Source organism: Vibrio albus (assembly GCF_003144035.1).
In the GTDB taxonomy this organism is placed as follows: Bacteria; Pseudomonadota; Gammaproteobacteria; order Enterobacterales; family Vibrionaceae; genus Vibrio; species Vibrio albus.
In genome coordinates this window covers 387,611-405,735 of sequence record NZ_QFWT01000003.1, presented here as the reverse complement: position 1 = coordinate 405,735, position 18,125 = coordinate 387,611, and the positions used below count along the sequence as shown (strand labels likewise).

Below are 18,125 nucleotides of genomic sequence, written 5' to 3'. Positions count from 1 at the left end.
ACTCTAAGCAAATTTAAATCCAGGCCTTGGTCAGCGACTGAATCGGCTGTCTTCCATACAAGACTTCTGACACTTCGCCCTCTTTGAACACAACATATGCAGGAATACTTCTCAGGCCTAATTGCTCACTTAAAGACTGGGAAGTCGCAATATCTGATTTTACAACCACCGCCTTACCTTTCAGCTCAAATGCCGCATTAATAAGAGTGCCTTCCATCACCCTACAGATCGAGCACCAATCCTCAGAGATTGCCAATAATACATCGTCATGGTCTTTTAGCAGTGCATTAAACTGGTTTTTATTGTGAAGTTTGATGACTTCACTCATAAAATCTAGGTTCATATATCATCCTACTGCCTCGGTAATTTTCGAGCTATGCTCGAGCATAATCAAAATTGACATATCAAATAAACTTCTGGACAAAGACGTGTCAGTAACTCTGCTAGTTTAGATGTCCTTAAATAATTTTTCATATCCCAAAAAGCAGAACGCTACCTTTGCTACAGGTGGCGATTTTGAAAGGGACTGGACAAAACCTTTCACTGAGCAGCGAACGGCTTGGAGTCACACTTTTGCATACAAATACCATATGGGCGCATAAAGTGAGCTAGTTCAGACAGGAACAGATATGACAGTACCCGCTTTTCATTTGAGGAAACTATTAACAATTAATCGGACTTATAAGAAGATTTCATACGCGTTTTATGCGTGTACATAACGCTATCAGCTCTAGCAACTAGTGCTTCAGCATCATCATTTTCATTTCCAAGCTCAGAACATCCAAAGCTCAGATCCCAGTGTTTTCCTCTTTGAGCCCCTAGTAAACGATAAGCTGATTGGATTCGTTGCATTATAATATTCGCATCGTGTTTGTTACAATCAACAAACACTACCAAAAACTCATCCCCACCAATTCGAGCAGCACAATCAGATTCCCTTATAGACATATTAATCGCACTACCTACGCCTTTGATTAATTCGTCACCAGCTTCATGACCGTATAAATCATTCGCTACTTTCAGATCATTTACATCAATAAACCCAACAGCTAGTAGCGAATTTCTTCGATGGCTGAGAAGTACATGGGTTTTTAGACAATCCATAATTGCTTTACGATTGTATAGACCAGTTAATGCATCATGATTTGCTTCATACTTCAATGTATTAAGAAGCCTTTCTTGTTCTGAGCGCGAGCTAGCGAGCCTTAATCCCAAAAAGACTAGTAATGGTGCCACTAAAATGAACCCTATCCCAAGCCCATGAATTAAAATAGATAATTCATCATCAATAACATTTGATGGGACATGCATAACAAGGAATCCACCCTCGCGATTAATGGTACTAAGTGTTTCCGAAGGGGCCAGTTCGAAATGGTGGAAGTAATACTCGCCATCCGAGTTGGTGAGTTTTCCTTTTGAGAACTTTTGCATGGAATGCCATAGTTCGGGGTGATCATCGTAAAACAGAAATTGTTCACCCTCTGGAAACATAAAGCTCCATTCTTTATGAGAAGCATAGGCTTTTAAATAGTAACCATCTTCATTGATAACAAAGAGCTGATCTCCTTCGTGTTCATTTAGTCCCTCCAGCATTTGTAGTAGATGCCTTCCTTCGTAGTTTATAACGCCGACACCTACCAATACTCCTTGGGCGTTGTATATAGGTGTAGAAAATCGGAGCATTGGTTTAATTGGCTGTTCAACAACTCCGTGCTCTTTGTTTAAGTCAAACTTTGAGGTGTAAACCTCACCTGACTTGAGATTTAGTGCATTCTTAAAGTAGTAGCGGTTACTCTTATTCTGTAGTTTGTGGGAAGGCACCTGATGTAGTTTAAAGTCTGCATTCCGATCGAAACGGATCACTTCATTGCCATTGACATCAAGCAAACGGATTTGACTATAATTGTTCTTTATTGAACCAATTTTGTGTAAAAGCGATGAAAGATACGCTTTAGCGGTACCATCTTGTGATGAAAGGGTTGCTATAGCGAGATCACTTTGGGAGTAATAAAGAAGATCTACCCCCACAGAACGAACCTCATGTGAGACCGTATCTATCATGTTAATAACTTCTTCAAATTGCCTGATTTCACGTCGTTGGATGATGTTTTTCTGTGATATGAAGAAGATAATAGCCAGGACCAGAAACAAGAAAGCCAGCAATAATATTGTATAGGTTAAAGATTTCCTTCGCATCAGTCGTGCCATGTCCGTTTTCATGTAAGTCTTAGCATCAAACTTCCTACACCTTATTGATATATTAGACAGTAGAGTTGTGTCCTTAAAGTACAACTGTCAGAAAGGCCTTTACAAGATAAGTTCGAGCAGCAAAATGCGACCTAAGTTATAGATACACATTAGTTAGATTTTATGTCTTTTGGAATAGATATGTAAATGTGGTACTAGGTGTGAAATGTTAAAAAGTGAAAGCTTTTGAGAGATTCCGCACGCCAGTGCTGCGCGGTCTCCGGGCTATTTTCTGGTGGTAACTATCAGCGTTCTGTTGCGCAAGCTCTGAATGGGGCAAAACCGTGCCAGCCGATTATCAACCCAAAGGGAAACAATGCCTTTCTGTTCTGTAGTATTACATCGCAATGTCCACGCGAACATAACCGGTCAGGTATACAACACGCACCTCATCTCCCACAGTAAAAGGCATATCTGGATCAATATCCTGAAGCACCATCACTTGACTTCCATCATCTAAGCTGATCAGCATTTCAATGAGTTGGTATTGCTGAATGTGTGTTGAGTCGCCGTGTTTATTGGCTGCTGCACCACCGAGTAAGGCCCCAAGGACTGTTGCTATATCCTGACCCGACCCTCCGCCAAATTGATGTCCAATAACGCCACCCACAACTGCACCACCAAATGTTTTCCAGCCAACATTTCGGTCTTCTATCAATTGTTTCTGGGTTATATACCGAATGGATTCGACCCGGCCGTAGACGACCTTTTCTACAGGGACGGCTTTGTTTCGTTCATAGGCCGCAACCGTTGAAAAACTGGTCATCAAAAAGAGCACTGACAGCAGTCCACTAACACATTTAGTTAAATATGGGGGAAACGGAAACATGGGATACTTCCTTTGATCTTGCCTAGTATGTATTCAGTATACACTGATTTGTTTTTTACGAATCGGCCAATGGTCAACAGACAGTATCAACTATACTTAACCTATTATTTCTTGATGAAATGATATTCCTGTCTTTACAAATTCAATAAAGGAGTACTTTATGAATAAATCAGCATTAGCTATAACATGTTTGCTCATATTCAGTTCCGGCAGCGCTTTGGCAGCAAAACCTGAATGGGCAGGTAAAGGAAAACCTGATATTACGCAGATAACGACTGTCTCCGATGCTCAACAGTTGGACAATGATATAACCGCCCGAGAAGAAGAGATTGATCTTCTAATTGAACAAAAAAAAGACAAAGCTAAGAAAAACAAAAATAAAAAAGAAATGCAAAAATTTGAAGAAGAAGTAGAAGCCTTAGAAAAAGAACGTAAGGAGCTAAAAGAGAGTAAGGAAATGCTTAGGGAAAAACAGTCTGGCCTTGAAAAACAGAAGCAGAAAAAAGCTGAGCAAGAGCATAAAGAACTTGGAAAAGGCTCTGAAAAAGGGCAACAAAAACGAGAAGAGAATAGTAAAAAGTGGTGGAAATTCTGGGAGTAACGGTTTCTCTGTGCTGTATATGAGTTACTAATCTGATAATTTCTAGAATTTGAGCCTGATTTTTAACCTAATGAAGCTTTAGTGACATTGACAAGGTTACCACTGTTGGTTCAGCGGTAACCTATACTTTTACCCAGAGTTGTTATCAGGCCATAAAATTAGACTTCAATACAAATTAGTACCAGATAGCACCAAGTGTGTTAATTAACATTGATCTCGCCCCCTGAGCCTGTAAGGTGCTGAGTATGATAGGTTCAAAGGTACTGAGCACGAAAGTGATTGGTGCATTTCAATCACAACTTTTTCGTTACAATTGCATAAATGAATTGAGCCTTTCTCAAAAACCCTATAAAAACCAGTATTATTGTAGCAATTGATATACAAGTCAGATTAGAATGCTCTAATAATAAAAAACAAACTGATAACATCACCCCTCAATATCGTTATTTGTTTGTTACATTGGCAATGTAAAAAGGAACGGGCATGCAGGCAAGTAGAATGGCATATCGATATACACAAAGGTGTGTAAGTATTTTACTGGTTTTCGTCTCTCTGCTCTTGATTGCCGCCAACTGTTTTGCCGATACCCAGAAAGTCTCACTTCGCCTTCAATGGAAGCATCAGTTTGAATTCGCTGGTTTTTATGCTGCCAAGGAGCAGGGGTATTACCGTGATGCCGGAATAGATGTCGACATTCTGGAATATGATAATGACGTGGATATGGTGACAGAAGTCACCTCAGGAAAGACCGATTTCGGAATCTGGGGAAGCGGCCTCATTGAGCTGGGCATGCAGGGCGAGCCGGTGATGCTGCTGGCAAATTACTTCAAACGCTCTCCGCTGGTACTGGCTACGCAGCCAGATATCCGGCTTCCCTCCGACCTAGTTGGCAAAACACTGATGATCTCAGAGCAGGACATTAAAAACGCCAACTACACTCAGATGTTTAACACATTCAAAGTGGATACCGGACAGATCGATACGGTCCCGCCAACGTTCAATATGCAGGATTTTATCGATAAAAAAGTAGACGCTGTTTCAGTTTTTTTAACCAACGAGCCTTTTCTACTGCAGAAAGACGGTATCCCATATAATATCATCGACCCCAACAATTACGGCGTTGAACTCTACGATGTTAACCTGTTTACCTCAAAAATGTTTGCAGAGGCTCACCCTGAACTGACAGAGGCCTTTATAAACGCCAGCAACCGGGGCTGGCAGTATGCACTTAACCATCAGGAAGAGACTGTCGACCTCATTCTCAATAAATATAATACCCAGAATAAAAGCCGTGAACACCTGCTCTTTGAAGCACAGCAAACCGCTCGTATTGTTCAGCCAAAAAACTATCCGATAGGCAGTATCGATCTAATACAAGTAAACCGCATCGGCCGCCTGTTCACAGAAGTCGGGCTGACCGCCCCCAGCAGCACTCATGAATTTATTTATCGTGCGGAACATCCTCGAATAGAACTGAGTCAGGAAGAAACGAAATATATTCGTAACAAGCGTAAAGTCTCTGTGGCGATGATGCCGGACTTCACCCCCTTCAGCTTCACTATCCGAAACCATATAGACGGTTTTGAGCATGACCTGCTGGATATTCTGAGTGACAAAACAGGGCTTACTTTTGAACCTGTAATAGGGATATGGAATAAAGGATACAGTGCCTTTAAGGCCAAAGAAGTCGATATAATCGCCAGTATTTCGTACCGGGAAGAACGGCTGCCATTCACCCTCTTTACCGATCCTTATTACGAGATCCCGATCATGATCTATGTCAGGGATGATTTTGGCGACTATGAAGGACTCGACAGTCTGACCGGAAAAAAAGTCGGAATTTTAAAAGATGTGTTTTATGCCAGTGAGCTAAAAAAATTAAACGCATTTGATCTGATTATCTATGAAACCTATGAAGAACTAACCAAAGCCCTGGTCTATGGTCAGGTTGATGCGTTAATGCAAAACCTGACCAATATTAACGCCCTGATCAAACAACATGCCTATACCAATTTGCGCATAGCGGGTGAGTTACAGTTGCCTTCCGTTTCTAAAGAAGATCTGCGTCTGGGCATTCGCGCCGACGAACCAATACTGCATTCCATCATTCAGAAAGCCATGGATGATATGACAACAACAGAACGAATGACGCTGGTAAATAAATGGCTCGGGACCAACTTTCTTGCCAACGAAAATTCAAAAAATGAAGGTAGTACTGGCTCTCTGCTGCTGACAGAGCAGGAAGCCAACTATTTGCAGGAAAAGAAAGTGTTACGGGTGTCGAACGAAACAGACTGGCCTCCTTATGACTTTTTTACAGATAATCAGCCTGCCGGGTATTCTGTTGGTTTAATCAAGCTATTAGCTAAACAGCTGAATATCAAAGTAGAGTTTGTCACCGGCAAATCCTGGGAAGAGCTGGTAGACATGTTCTGCAGCGGAGAGATTGACCTTCTTCAACCCGCGGACCGCTCAGAAAAAATTAGCGGCTGCGGACAGTTCTCTCAACCGATTATTAAAGACACCACGAATTTCGTCACCCGCAGTAACTTCAGAGAGGTACACTCCCTTGAAGATTTATACGATACGACGATCGCCACACCAAAAGGTTGGGAGCAAACAGAATATTTACAAAATAATTATGCTGACAAGTTCAAGTTTTATCTCACCGAAAATACCCTTGAGGCGATTGAAGCCGTACGCAATGGTAAAGCAGACTTCGCTGCTGACTACGGTAATGTGCTTCGATACCTGATCAACCAGAATCACTATCTTGGGCTCACTATTCAGGGAACCTGGGATCTCCCGTCTGCGACGAATAACCTCTATATTGCCACACCCCATAACCAACCGGTTTTGCTTGGGTTAATAGACAAAGCCATCGCTTCGGTTCCCCCGTCAACGCTGGTCTCTTTAAGTAATCTCTGGTTTGGTCCAATGACAACCAGCACGCAAGATCCTACCGTCACATGGTCTGAGGCCGAACTTAAATACCTGGATCAGAAAAAGCAGATAACGATGTGCGTCGATCCTGACTGGTTGCCTCTTGAAAGTATTGATGAAGAGTCAAACCATACTGGTATTGCAGCCGATATTCTGCAAGAAGTGATGAAAAATAGTGGACTCAACCTGCAACTCGTTCCTACTACAAGCTGGCAGGAAAGTATTCAGCTGGCAAAACAACGCCAGTGCGATATTTTCTCTCTAGCGATGGAGACACCAGAACGGCTGAAATATATGAATTTCACCCGTCCATACGTGTCATTTCCCTTTGTCATTGCGACCAGAAACACTGAAATCTATATCGATAATATGGCCCCCCTTGTGGGAAAAAAACTGGCCATGCTAAAGGGGTATGCCCCCGAAGAGCTCTTGGGTAACGAATATACGGATATCGATATTATCCGGGTCGACTCCCGTCTTGAAGGTATGCAGTTGGTCAGGAACCAAGAAGTATTTGGTTATGTTGATGCTCTGCCGCCTCTGGCCTCTACAATCCAGAAAGAAGGCATAACAGATATCCGCATTGCCGGAAAACTGGACAAAAATTTCGAACTGAGCATTGCAACCCGTAACGATGAAGCTCTATTGCTGGATATTATGCAAAAAGCACTGGATACCGTCTCTCCTGAAGCGATTCGGTCAATCTACAACAAATGGCTGGCAATTCGTTATGAATCCCGGATTGACTATTCTCTCCTGTATAAAGTGGTTATTGGATTTGCTTTCATCGCATTTATCGGGTTCTGGCGTCATAGAGAGCTGTTTAATATCAATAAGACCATAGAAGAAAAAAACCAACAATTACAACAGGCCTACAAGAAATATTTCTGGCTGGCAGAAAATATGGATGATGTGGTCTGGGTGATGAATACCGAAGGTAAATTCATCTATATCAGCCCTTCTGTCGAGAAGTTGCGTGGTTATACCGCTGAAGAAGTGATGCTACAGACTTTAGATAAGGTAATTTGTGAAGGATCCCGACAGCAGGTTCTGGAGTCAATGCAAGCTGAAATTGACGCCGTCCGCAATGGTGAAAAATCTCAGATGCGCACCCTGCGGATCGAACAACCCTGCAGGAATGGTTCAACAGTATGGACTGAAGTCAATGCACGCCTAGTTGTTGACAAAGATACAGGCGAGATGCGTTTTATCGGCCTGTCCCGTGATATAACACAGACGCTCTCCTATGAGAAACAGCTCGAAAATCTGGCTCTGACTGACAGACTGACCGGCATCTTCAATCGCCACAAACTGGATGAAATACTCACCCAGCAGGTGGAGCTGACCAACCGCTATAAAAGCAAGTTTGCCGTCATGATTCTGGATATTGATCATTTTAAGCAGGTTAATGATACCTTCGGCCATCACGTTGGCGATTCAACCCTGACTGAATTCGCTCATATACTATCTGTCTCCACTCGCCAGAACGATATAGCCGGCCGCTGGGGAGGTGAAGAGTTTTTGATTATTGTGCCTCATGCCGACAAGGTTTCACTGCTTGAGATGGCTGAAAAGCTTCGAAAAAACATAGAAGAACATCACTTCGACACGGTTGGTCGGGTAACAGCCAGTATCGGGGTGGCAATCCAGGAGCCGGGAGAAACCGTCAAGAGTGTGTTGTCACATGCTGATGAAGCACTTTATATGTCGAAACAGAAAGGTCGTAACAGGGTAACCTGTTACCGTGACAGGTTAAAAGTTTAGTCTCACCTTTACTTAATGAGGTTATAACTCTATGCGCTCACTTTTCTTTCCGTCAGAAAACATGCCGTGCAATTATGTAATTCCGATCACATTTCGTTATCGAGGTTCACATACCTTTAATGAAAATTAATGTTACAATGTGATCTTGATTCCACTTTATGCATAACTACCGTCTCCTTTTTAAGACAAAGAAAAAATTATTATAAATGAATACATTAACCGACTTAGAAATCGATCTTCATCAAGCCCTACTGATGATAGCCAGAGCCTTAGACTACGTGGGAATAGACGATATTAACCATGGTCACCGGGTAGGCTATATGGCGTACCGATGTGCTCAATATTTAGGCTGGGAAGAGAAAAAAGCCGCATTCGCGTATTATACCGGTCTGATACATGACTGTGGGGTCTCATCAACAGAAGAGCATCAAAATCTGGTTGGTTATCTGGTTCCTGAAAATGAACGGGCGCATTGTCTTAAAGGGTATTCCGAGTTGGAAAAATGTCCGTTATTACAGGATTTTTCTATCCCTGTTCTTTACCACCATACCCGTTGGACAGATCTGATTAAACTCGACATCTCCGATTACGATAAAGATATTGCTGCCATTGTCTACATAGCCGATAGAGTTGATTTTTTACGTAACTATTACACTCAGTCTATTCATCATGACGCCGTCACCTTACAAGCAGGGTTAATCTCCGATCATATTCAGTCTCAGTCCGGCCTTATGTTTGAACCGGATATGGTTAAAGCCATGTGTGGCCTGATTGCGACCGAAGGTTTTTGGTTCAATATGGATGCAACATGTCTTGAGGTATTTGCTTCTGAGAGAAAAGATTCGCAACTGCAATATTGTCACAAATTAAGCCTTAATAATATTATACAACTGGCTCGTTTTGTTGCCCGAATCGTTGATGCCAAAAGTAGTTTTACATTTGAACACTCAGAAAGAGTCGCCTTATTAGCAAAAATGCTCGCTACCGATATGGACTTCGAGCCCAGAATGTGCGAAATGATTTATGTTGCTGGCTTATTACATGATATTGGAAAGTTACGTACACCTGATGAAATTTTAAATAAAAACAATAGACTAACAGATGAAGAATACTCAAAAATTCGTCGTCATACGGTAGATACCGACTTCGCCCTACGTATTTTTTTCAAAAATTCAGACATTGGTAAATGGGCCTCAAACCACCACGAACGTCTGGATGGTTCCGGTTATCCGTACCATAAAAAAGCAATTGATTTGGATTTACCGTCAAGAATCATCGCAATAGCAGATATTTTTCAGGCGTTGTCTCAGAAGCGTCCCTACAGAAAAGAGCGCATGCAACCCGATGAAATAATAAGAGAAATGACCTCACTGGTTGAAAATAATAAAATCGACAAGGACGTATTTTCATTCGTCCAGAATGACATTGATAGATATTACTGTGCATCCATTGGTGCAAAAGAAATGAACTTCCAAGAGATTTAACCACATACTGTCAATAATCACTTATTATTAAAAGGAGTCCCATTAAGTAAAAAGAGGCGTGGATATATGCAGTCCGATAAAGTCCCTGACTTACTCATTTTAGGTGTTCTATTTCTTATCGGCTGGACTGCTCATATTATCAGCTCTAAAGCACACATACCTCGTGTGACAATACTCCTTTGCATCGGAATTGTTTCCGGCCCCACAGGGTTAAATTTAATTCCTGCCGAATTTTCTCAGTATTTCCATACCGTTTCTCATCTGGCATTAGCCATGGTCGGCTTTCTACTCGGAGAAAGCTTTTTCGGTCGAGACATTATATCTGAACGCTGGCAGATCCTATTTATCTCGCTTGGTGTTTCTCTTGTGCCCGCTATCTGTGTCTTTATCGCTATATTACTGATCACATCCAACCTCAGTTTAGCCCTTGTATTAGCCGGTATCGCAACGGCAACGGATCCGGCAGCAACCATTGATGTGATTCGGGAGTTTAAGGCGAAAGGGCCTGTTTCCAGAATCCTTAAAAGTGTGGTGGCTGTTGACGATGCCTGGGGAATTATTATCTTCAGCTTACTACTCGTCGTCGCCAGTAATTTAAATGGCGGTCAAGATGGCATCATTTATATCATTCATGGCTTTAGGGAAATAGCAGGCGCATTGAGCCTGGGAATCGCCATTGGTATCCCCATGTCATATATCATAGGGCGTAACCGGCCGGGTGAACCGACGGTTGTTGAAGCCATGGGTTTTGTCTTTATCTGTGGAGGCAGTGCGCTCTATCTGGAAGTCTCTTACCTGTTAGCATGCATGACATTAGGTGCAACGGTGTCACGTATGGCAAAACATATAGAAAGACCCTTCTATGACATCGAAACTGCCAGTGATCCATTTTTGATTATCTTTTTTATTCTTTCCGGTATCAGTCTGGATTTCTCTACGTTCCACGCTCTGGGATATCTGATGCTGACCTACATCATCGCCCGGACCCTGGGTAAATGGCTCGGTGCCCAGTTGTCCTCCCGGCTGACAAAAGCCCCCTCTCAGGTTATTCACCACTTAGGCGGATGCCTGTTACCACAGGCCGGTGTTGCTATCGGTATGGCACTTCTGGTCAGTGAACGGTTCCCAGAGTTGGGTGATACCATACTCACTATAGCCGTTACCACGACAGTACTGTTTGAGCTATTCGGACCGCTAGCCACACACTGGAACCTGAATAAGGCAGGAGAGATGCCCGGTAAGAAAGGTTAATCCGACAGTTCTTCAAACTGCGCTTTCATAGACCGGATCTTCTCTTCCGGAACATCATGTATGCTAGCGTAGTTTCCTGTAGCTTCAATAATGTCTACCGGAATCCCCATCTTGTCCGCCAGTTTCGCGTAGAACTTTATTTCCCACCGTTTAATAAAGGTATTGGCGACGACCACACTATATCCGGCATAAAGAAGTCGCTTGGTTTCCAACTGACACCATAGGTGTGCATCTCTGAGCCGTTCCTGAGCAAACATGTATTCACCATTCTTATCAATAAAGAACATATCGGCTTCTACCAATTCGGCATCCATTTGTTTGGCCAGGGTCGTTTTGCCAGAACCCGGAATGCCACGAATCAGGATAAGCTTTTGTTTCGTCATACTCTTTGTCTACCGTTATTTTTCCCCATTGATTACCAGAGCGACTTTACACTAACCGGGAAATAAACCAAATACCGTCTTAATTTCAAGAATATCATTTACGTACCCCTTCCTGCGGCTGAACAGAACTACACTTACAAAAAGCTCTGTTTTCTGAACAGCTCTAACGCATAAGGGTATGTCATGGAATTCGAATTAAAAGGTAAATATATAAACCGATACCGTATCGATGAGTTACTAGGGGCAGGCTCCATGGCTCATGTATACAAGGCCTATGACAGCGAAATAAACCGTACGGTAGCCATCAAAGTACTCAAGAAGAATAACTGCCTGGATTCCGAATATTACAACCGGTTTTTAAGTGAAGCAAAGGCCGCCGGATTTCTCTCCCACCCCAACATCGTCACTATTTATGATATCGGTACTTACGAGGATACCCCGTATATAGTCATGGAGCTTATTGAAGGTAAATCTCTGGGCGATCTGCTGGAAGATAACCAGACATTTGATATTAAAAAGACCCTTCGAATCATGAAACAGTTAGCCTTGGCGCTGGATTATGCTCACAGTAAAGGGATTGTTCACCGTGATGTTAAGCCGGATAACATCATGTTCCTGCCTGATGGTGAAACCGTCAAGCTAACGGATTTCGGCATTGCGCACCGGGACGATTCTGCCGCCAACGAAAAGACACAAGCGGGCACGCTGCTGGGAACCCCGCGCTACATGTCACCAGAACAGGCATTAGGCGAAAAACTGGACGGGCGCTCTGACCTGTTTTCCCTTGGCGTACTTTTGTACGAAATGATTACAGGTGAAAAAGCCTTCAAATCCAAATCCATCATCACGCTTATTACCCAAATAACCCAACAACAACCAGAATTACTGGAACAGTTACCCGAGGAAATTCCGGCCGGTCTTCAGCACCTTCTGAAACGGCTTCTGGAAAAAAAAGCGGACAAACGCCCATCATCAGGCTCTGAAATGGCAGAGATACTGCAGTGGGAGTTGGATGCCCTCTATGAACAGGAAGAACTGAAAAATAAAAACAAATATATGCCTATGCACGTAAAATGGACGCTGATAATGACGTCCATTATTACCCTGGTTCTGGCAGCCAGTATGTTTGTCGTGCTGAACATTCAAAGCAAGACCCTTACCGACTATGCCATTGATTCCGGGCTGTCTCTGGCCCGCTTTATCGCCTCCGAGAGTGCGATCCCGGTTCTGGGTGAAGATTGGGTCTCACTGGAATCTCTGGTGAAAGATGCCAGTGAAAGGAAATCGTTTGAGCACCTGATTATTCAGGATCACAGCGGTACTATCCGGGCAGCAATGACTCCAACACTTGTGGGGCAGCCTATGCCCGAATTCCAGGTAAATGAAGAATTTTACGATAAGGATGGTATTCGCATATTCAGTCTGCTTAATGATTCTGCACAGCAGGTATTTAACTTTCAGGTTCCCATTTTTTTCCACGGCACCATCGTTGGTCATATTCAGCTAGGCCTGTTACAAAGCAGCCTGGAAGAGCTTAAAAAGGTGTCTACCGGACTGTTTATTTCCGTTGGTGGCATCACATTGCTGTCTGTCGTGGTCGTCATCTTTATCTTCGGTAACTCTATTTCGATTCAGCTCAGGATTCTGCACAAGGCGATGGTCGACTTTAAGGCTGGCAGCCTGGACAGACGGATTTCCAGAAACCGCAAGGATGAAATCGGTGAGTTATTCCAGCTTTACAATGACATTGCCGACAAAGTACAAAACGAGATGCAGCCAATAAGCAATAAAGAACCCGAACACGACGCAGAGACTGAGAATGAGCCAGAACACGAAGAGAACCCAGCCGACATAGCTGATGAACCACAAGAGAGAGAAAACGAGGAACAAACATCAGCGCGTGAAGAGGAAGTCACCAATGATGCTGACGAAACCACGATTCAGCAAAAAAATGAATAAAGTTCTCGCTCCGGCTACCTTAGCGGTACTGCTTACTGCCTGTGCATCAGGCCCGGTATCTGTCGGGACTCAGCTTCAGGAGGATCAGGACTATATCTTCTTCAGGGCGGGTGCTGGCGACAGCTATGAAACCATTGCTCAGCGCTATTATGGCTCCGCCGCTTTGTCCGGTAAAATCCGTGAGGTAAACAAAGACAACGCCCCCGTCGCCGGGGAAGTAGTCGCAATACCCAAACGGGTACTCAACCCTTCAGGTGTGTATCCGGATGGTTACAGAACCATTCCAATACTTTGCTATCACAGGTTTACCAGCAACACCACCAGCACCGACCGCCTTGACCTGCCAGCGGAACAGTTTCGCAGACAACTGCAATATCTCGCCGACAACGGATACTATGTTATTTCACTGAATGAACTCGATCAGTACATGTTAGGGAACCGGGAGATCCCGGAAAAATCGGTGGTGCTAACCATTGATGACGGGTACAAGTCTGTGTATACCACTGCCTATCCACTGTTTAAAGCATTCAATGTACCCGCCACGCTGTTTGTCTATACCGACTTTATCGGGGCGACGCTGGGACTGAGATGGGATGAACTTAAAGAAATGCAACAAAGTGGATTTGTGGACATACAATCACACTCAAAAAGTCACACTTCTCTGGCCGTTCCCCCAGAGCAAGATATTAACTTTGCTGAAGAAATCCGACATCAGATCAGATATCCCAGAGCTCTGATCAACCAAAAACTACATAAAGATTCTGTCATTTTTTCATACCCTTATGGTGATAGCAGTGATCACGCAATTGAAGAGTTGGTCGAACAAGGGATCAAGATGTCCGTCACCGTTCAGCAGGGAGGCAATCCTGCTTTTGCCAATCCATACCTGTTAAAACGAACCATGATTTATGCTGATGACACTATTGATACCTTTGCAGAAAAGCTTGACGTTTTTCATCAGGAGGACCTTAAGTAATGAGAATGCGTACACTGTCAGCAATGATGCTGGGTCTACTGATTCAGGGCTGTAGCAGTACTCAGGTCGGAGAACAGGAAGCCTCTTTCAAGGACTACCATAGAGCTACGGCCAAAGCTATGATCGATGCCGGACAATATCATCAGGCGCGTACTCATCTAAAAATTCTGAATGCTTACCAGAAAGGCTCAGCCGATCTGAACAATGAGATTAAGCTGTTAAATGTACTCATTGATACTCAAACCACACCGCTGTTAACCCAGGCTAAGCATGATTTGCAAAGAGGCCACACAAAAGCGGCCAGAAATAACCTGCTGCGCAGCCTTGCTATAGACCCGGAAAACAAAGAAGCCTTTCTGCTGCTGCGCAAGATAACCTATGCACAACGAAGACACAAACAAGGTGACGAACTCATCACCAGTTATACAACGACTCCGGTTCTCACTACTGAACACTTCAGAGATAATCCTGTGATTCTTTCTCGGAACTCACATGTATGGACTAATACTCTCCGCCCAACAGAACAACCAGAAATTGCCGAGCCGACTGAGCCCGCTTCGGTGGAAGAGACAAAACCCATTGTGGTGGAAGTCACTAAAAAAACACCTTCTGAAATGGCGGTAGCCACCGTTAAGAAAACAGCAGAACCGGAAGACGCCACCAATGTTCGTATAGACGCACAGGAAATGGCCGGTACCAAAGATAACCTGACCTTAGCCATGAGGGCTGACAAACCAAAACCAAGAACGGCTGCGGATGACTACCTGAAGGATGCCGATCTAAAAAGAACGGAAGATACCACAACAAAAACAGAACCACTGCCCCTGCGTGAAACCGGGCAGGAACAGAAGCCTGATACGGATACAGAGCAGGACTTGTTGTTAGCCCCTTATCGCAGCCATTATGAAAAACACGAGTATGCCGCACTCATCAAAGCAGCCAGCTATATTCCGACCGGACAAACCATTCCTGACGATCTGAAAAACTGGCTGTTCGACGCTCACCTGCAACAGGCACAAACTCTGATAGAACAGAATAAACTGGATACCGCTCTCGGCGAGGCCAGTACAGCACTGGATTATGCCAGCAATGAAAACCGGGCCCAGGCAGATAACCTATTGAAAGAGATCCGTAATCAGCTGTCTCATAATCTCTACACACAGGGTAAAAAAGTGTTCTACACCGATATTGAAAAAGCCATTTCACTGTGGGAAATGGCGCTAATCTACAAAGAAAACTCTCCGGAGATTAAACATCAGCTTCAAAAAGCGTACCTTATCCGTAAAAACCTCGGAACCATTCAGCTAGAGCAATAAACCGGTTAATAAAAAACCGAAAAAGTATAAAGCCACTGAAAAACAAACGGCTGGTATAAAACCAGCCGCTTTCGTTTACCTGGTCCAACCTCGGTCAGTACCCTACTCCTGCAATTCGCTCAGTTTCGCTTTCAGCTCTTCAGCCTGAGCCAGATAGGCTTTCGCGGCGCTATGATCAGGCTTAATCTCTATTACTTTATGCCACAGGGCAATGGCTTTATCCAGTTCCTGTTTCCGGTAAGCGATGGAGGCTTCACTGTGATATTTATCCGCGAATTCCTGCTGGATAGGACGCAGCGTATTTTCTGCAGAGACATTACCAGGATCCAGCTCAACCGCCTTTTTCAGTGACGGGATAGCGCTTTCCCGCTGGCCGTATTTAATCTGCACTTTTGCCGATTCATAGTAATACTCCGCCGCCCTCTTAGGATCGACTGATTCCAGTTGGCGGGCCGCTTGCTGGTAGGTAGAAATACTGTTCTTATCTCCACTGGATGACAACCCTACCGTTGCTTTTATCACCTCCAATTGCTCAACGGCTGCGACATAGTCTCCATTATCAATAGCCTCATTCATCAGGTCTTCCGGCATCATCATGTCTGACATATCACTATCAGAAGCCATGGCTTCGCTTTCCGCTCCGTCAGTCATCATCTCGGTCATCCCGGCGTCCTCCACGACGAAATCTAAGGCCTGATCCAGCATATCATCCCCGGAAACAGGTTCTGGAACCACTGCTTGCCCGTCCTGATCCATGGCAATCAGCTCCGCCTTATGCTTGAGCGCTTCCGGAGTTGCCGGGATCTTTATAACCTGCCCTTCATCAATCCAGGCCGGCTTTTCAATTCCATTGTATTTTGCCAGTGCATAGAAAGAGAAAACATCTCCGAGGTAATCTCTTGCTAACGTAGAAATGGTTTCCCCTTTATTCATGGTGACAGCAAAGTTAGACGCCGGAAAATAGGAAGAAGCCGGCTGATCGATCTGTTTCATCAGCATGTTGGCGCGCGGAGATTTAGGGTTGGTATTGATATATTCCTGCAGTTCGACTCTGGCTTTGTCCGGCTCACCATTTGACAAATAACGCATAACGAGCTGAAGCCGTGCCCGTGGAGTGAGACCTTTCTGAGCCGTAAATTCCGGTTCAACCATTTGTTGTTCCTGTGTCTGAATATTGGTTTCTTCAACCACAGGTTCTTCTTTTTTCGTTGACGTACAGCCGTAGAGAACAGTGCAAACCAAAAAAACCGGAATAAGTGTACGAGTTGAGATACGCATCCCTGCTACTCCTGTCTGGCGGAAATTAAGGTGTGTCATCAAATATATAGTCCATTCAACACGTCCTTGCCATGAAACTATCAGCAGAGACCGACAGTAAGTGTTTCATTATTGATAATAAGATGAAAAGGCTTACGCAGTCAGGTGACTCTTTATTATTTAACCGTCCGTTTCGCTCTAAAATTATGGGAGTACGTCATCAGATAAGATGAAATTAAGGGGGAGATATGGGTAAGCCAGCAGCCAGAATGGGCGATATGGTGCTTCAGGATGCACCTCATTGTCACGCTCCTATACATCCGCCCGCTCCGGTTCCGGCACCGATACCGCACCCCCCGACGCCACTGACCATCATCAAAGGTCAGCCTAATGTTCTGATCGGAAATGTGCCCGCCGCCAGACTGACTGATACTACCACCCCCTGCCTTCTTGCCGGGTGTGTACCAGGTGGCCCCGGAATGATTGCGATGGGATCTGTGACTGTGCTGATCGGCAACTTGCCTGCCGCCAGAGTCGGCGATATGACGGCTCACCCCAGCTGCATTGCCCCCATTCCAAGTCCGACAGGTAAAATCCTTCCACCCGGATGCCCCACCGTATTGATTGGAGGCTGACTTTTGTCCGGTAGCTAAAAAAACTGAATATCATTCAGGGCAAAACTTTGCAGAATCTGATTGAATACCGCATCCGACTCCTCTGCACCGGCCACCAGATCCGTGGTGGTCAGAATGTATTTTCTCGGCATATCTCCCTGCACCAGTAAGGTAATCACTCTTTGCCGCATGCGGGCCTGTCCTTCTCCCCACTCATACACTGCAATAACTCCATCGTTACCTTCCCGCTGCCCGGCATTCTGGCTAATCAGGGTGAAATCATTCAGGCGGTTACTCAGGGCCGCCAGCTCGTCCTTCACAGACTTTTCCAGTTCATAGCCGTCCGGGACATGCTCAAAGCGAATCGTCAGATTGGCGGAAAAACCCTGGTTATATGGCAACACAAAGGTGTATGCCGATGCATCCATGCAGCTGTCCGGTAAATAAATAGAAAAACCCGAGCCCTGAAACTGAGCCATTGCATCACCTTGTGTCTCATGA

The 18,125-nt window shown here is 44.3% G+C and carries 14 protein-coding genes; 8 read left to right on the top strand and 6 right to left on the bottom strand.

Features of this window, described 5'->3' with window-relative positions; genetic code table 11:
* Positions 1 to 13 precede the first annotated feature (13 nt).
* The 3 genes from DI392_RS07970 to DI392_RS07960 all read right to left on the bottom strand — a co-directional run bounded on the left by DI392_RS07970 (position 14) and on the right by DI392_RS07960 (position 3,076).
* Positions 14 to 343: a thioredoxin family protein gene (locus DI392_RS07970; protein ID WP_109319369.1), complete on the bottom strand. Its 330-nt coding sequence runs from the start codon at positions 341 to 343 to the stop codon at positions 14 to 16.
* Positions 344 to 669: 326 nt separating this feature from the next.
* Positions 670 to 2,208 carry a sensor domain-containing diguanylate cyclase gene (locus tag DI392_RS07965; RefSeq protein ID WP_219930891.1) on the bottom strand — a complete coding sequence of 513 codons (1,539 nt, stop codon included), beginning with the start codon at positions 2,206 to 2,208 and terminating at the stop codon, positions 670 to 672.
* 376 nt (positions 2,209 to 2,584) lie between these two features.
* Positions 2,585 to 3,076: an outer membrane lipoprotein gene (locus DI392_RS07960; RefSeq protein ID WP_219930890.1), complete on the bottom strand. Its 492-nt coding sequence runs from the start codon at positions 3,074 to 3,076 to the stop codon at positions 2,585 to 2,587.
* Between the two features lie 160 nt (positions 3,077 to 3,236).
* On the opposite strand from DI392_RS07960, the gene DI392_RS07955 reads away from it, so the two are divergent.
* From DI392_RS07955 to DI392_RS07940, 4 genes are all read left to right on the top strand, one after another.
* Complete coding sequence (locus DI392_RS07955) at positions 3,237 to 3,677, top strand: hypothetical protein (protein WP_109319367.1); 441 nt, start codon at positions 3,237 to 3,239, stop codon at positions 3,675 to 3,677.
* A gap of 498 nt (positions 3,678 to 4,175) precedes the next feature.
* Entirely contained in the window at positions 4,176 to 8,384 is a 4,209-nt protein-coding gene (locus tag DI392_RS07950; protein ID WP_181388386.1) for a transporter substrate-binding domain-containing protein, read from the top strand.
* 206 nt (positions 8,385 to 8,590) lie between these two features.
* Positions 8,591 to 9,868 (top strand): HD-GYP domain-containing protein, encoded by a 1,278-nt coding sequence (locus DI392_RS07945; RefSeq protein WP_109319365.1) that lies wholly within the window; start codon positions 8,591 to 8,593, stop codon positions 9,866 to 9,868.
* Between the two features lie 66 nt (positions 9,869 to 9,934).
* Positions 9,935 to 11,119 (top strand): cation:proton antiporter, encoded by a 1,185-nt coding sequence (locus DI392_RS07940; RefSeq protein WP_109319364.1) that lies wholly within the window; start codon positions 9,935 to 9,937, stop codon positions 11,117 to 11,119.
* Here the strand turns inward: DI392_RS07940 and DI392_RS07935 are convergent.
* Positions 11,116 to 11,502 (bottom strand): AAA family ATPase, encoded by a 387-nt coding sequence (locus tag DI392_RS07935; RefSeq protein WP_109319363.1) that lies wholly within the window; start codon positions 11,500 to 11,502, stop codon positions 11,116 to 11,118. The genes DI392_RS07940 and DI392_RS07935 overlap by 4 nt on opposite strands.
* Before the next feature lie 183 nt (positions 11,503 to 11,685).
* Between DI392_RS07935 and DI392_RS07930 the strand changes: the two genes are divergently transcribed.
* From DI392_RS07930 to DI392_RS07920, 3 genes are read left to right on the top strand one after another with little or no spacing between them, the layout of a single operon-like run.
* Positions 11,686 to 13,461 carry a serine/threonine protein kinase gene (locus DI392_RS07930; protein ID WP_109319362.1) on the top strand — a complete coding sequence of 592 codons (1,776 nt, stop codon included), beginning with the start codon at positions 11,686 to 11,688 and terminating at the stop codon, positions 13,459 to 13,461.
* On the top strand, positions 13,421 to 14,437 hold the full coding sequence (locus DI392_RS07925) for a polysaccharide deacetylase family protein (RefSeq protein ID WP_181388385.1): 1,017 nt from the start codon (positions 13,421 to 13,423) through the stop codon (positions 14,435 to 14,437). The genes DI392_RS07930 and DI392_RS07925 overlap by 41 nt, the downstream gene beginning before the upstream one ends.
* Positions 14,437 to 15,753, top strand: coding sequence for a hypothetical protein (locus DI392_RS07920; RefSeq protein WP_109319360.1), 1,317 nt, complete (start codon positions 14,437 to 14,439; stop codon positions 15,751 to 15,753). Before DI392_RS07925 ends, DI392_RS07920 begins: the two co-directional genes overlap by 1 nt.
* Before the next feature lie 102 nt (positions 15,754 to 15,855).
* On the opposite strand, the gene DI392_RS07915 is transcribed toward DI392_RS07920, so the two are convergent.
* Positions 15,856 to 17,031 carry a LysM peptidoglycan-binding domain-containing protein gene (locus tag DI392_RS07915; RefSeq protein ID WP_181388384.1) on the bottom strand — a complete coding sequence of 392 codons (1,176 nt, stop codon included), beginning with the start codon at positions 17,029 to 17,031 and terminating at the stop codon, positions 15,856 to 15,858.
* Between the two features lie 227 nt (positions 17,032 to 17,258).
* On the opposite strand from DI392_RS07915, the gene DI392_RS07910 reads away from it, so the two are divergent.
* Complete coding sequence (locus DI392_RS07910) at positions 17,259 to 17,645, top strand: PAAR domain-containing protein (RefSeq protein ID WP_146194526.1); 387 nt, start codon at positions 17,259 to 17,261, stop codon at positions 17,643 to 17,645.
* Between the two features lie 14 nt (positions 17,646 to 17,659).
* Here the strand turns inward: DI392_RS07910 and DI392_RS07905 are convergent, their stop codons facing one another.
* Positions 17,660 to 18,103 (bottom strand): DcrB-related protein, encoded by a 444-nt coding sequence (locus tag DI392_RS07905; protein ID WP_181388383.1) that lies wholly within the window; start codon positions 18,101 to 18,103, stop codon positions 17,660 to 17,662.
* Positions 18,104 to 18,125: the final 22 nt, after the last annotated feature.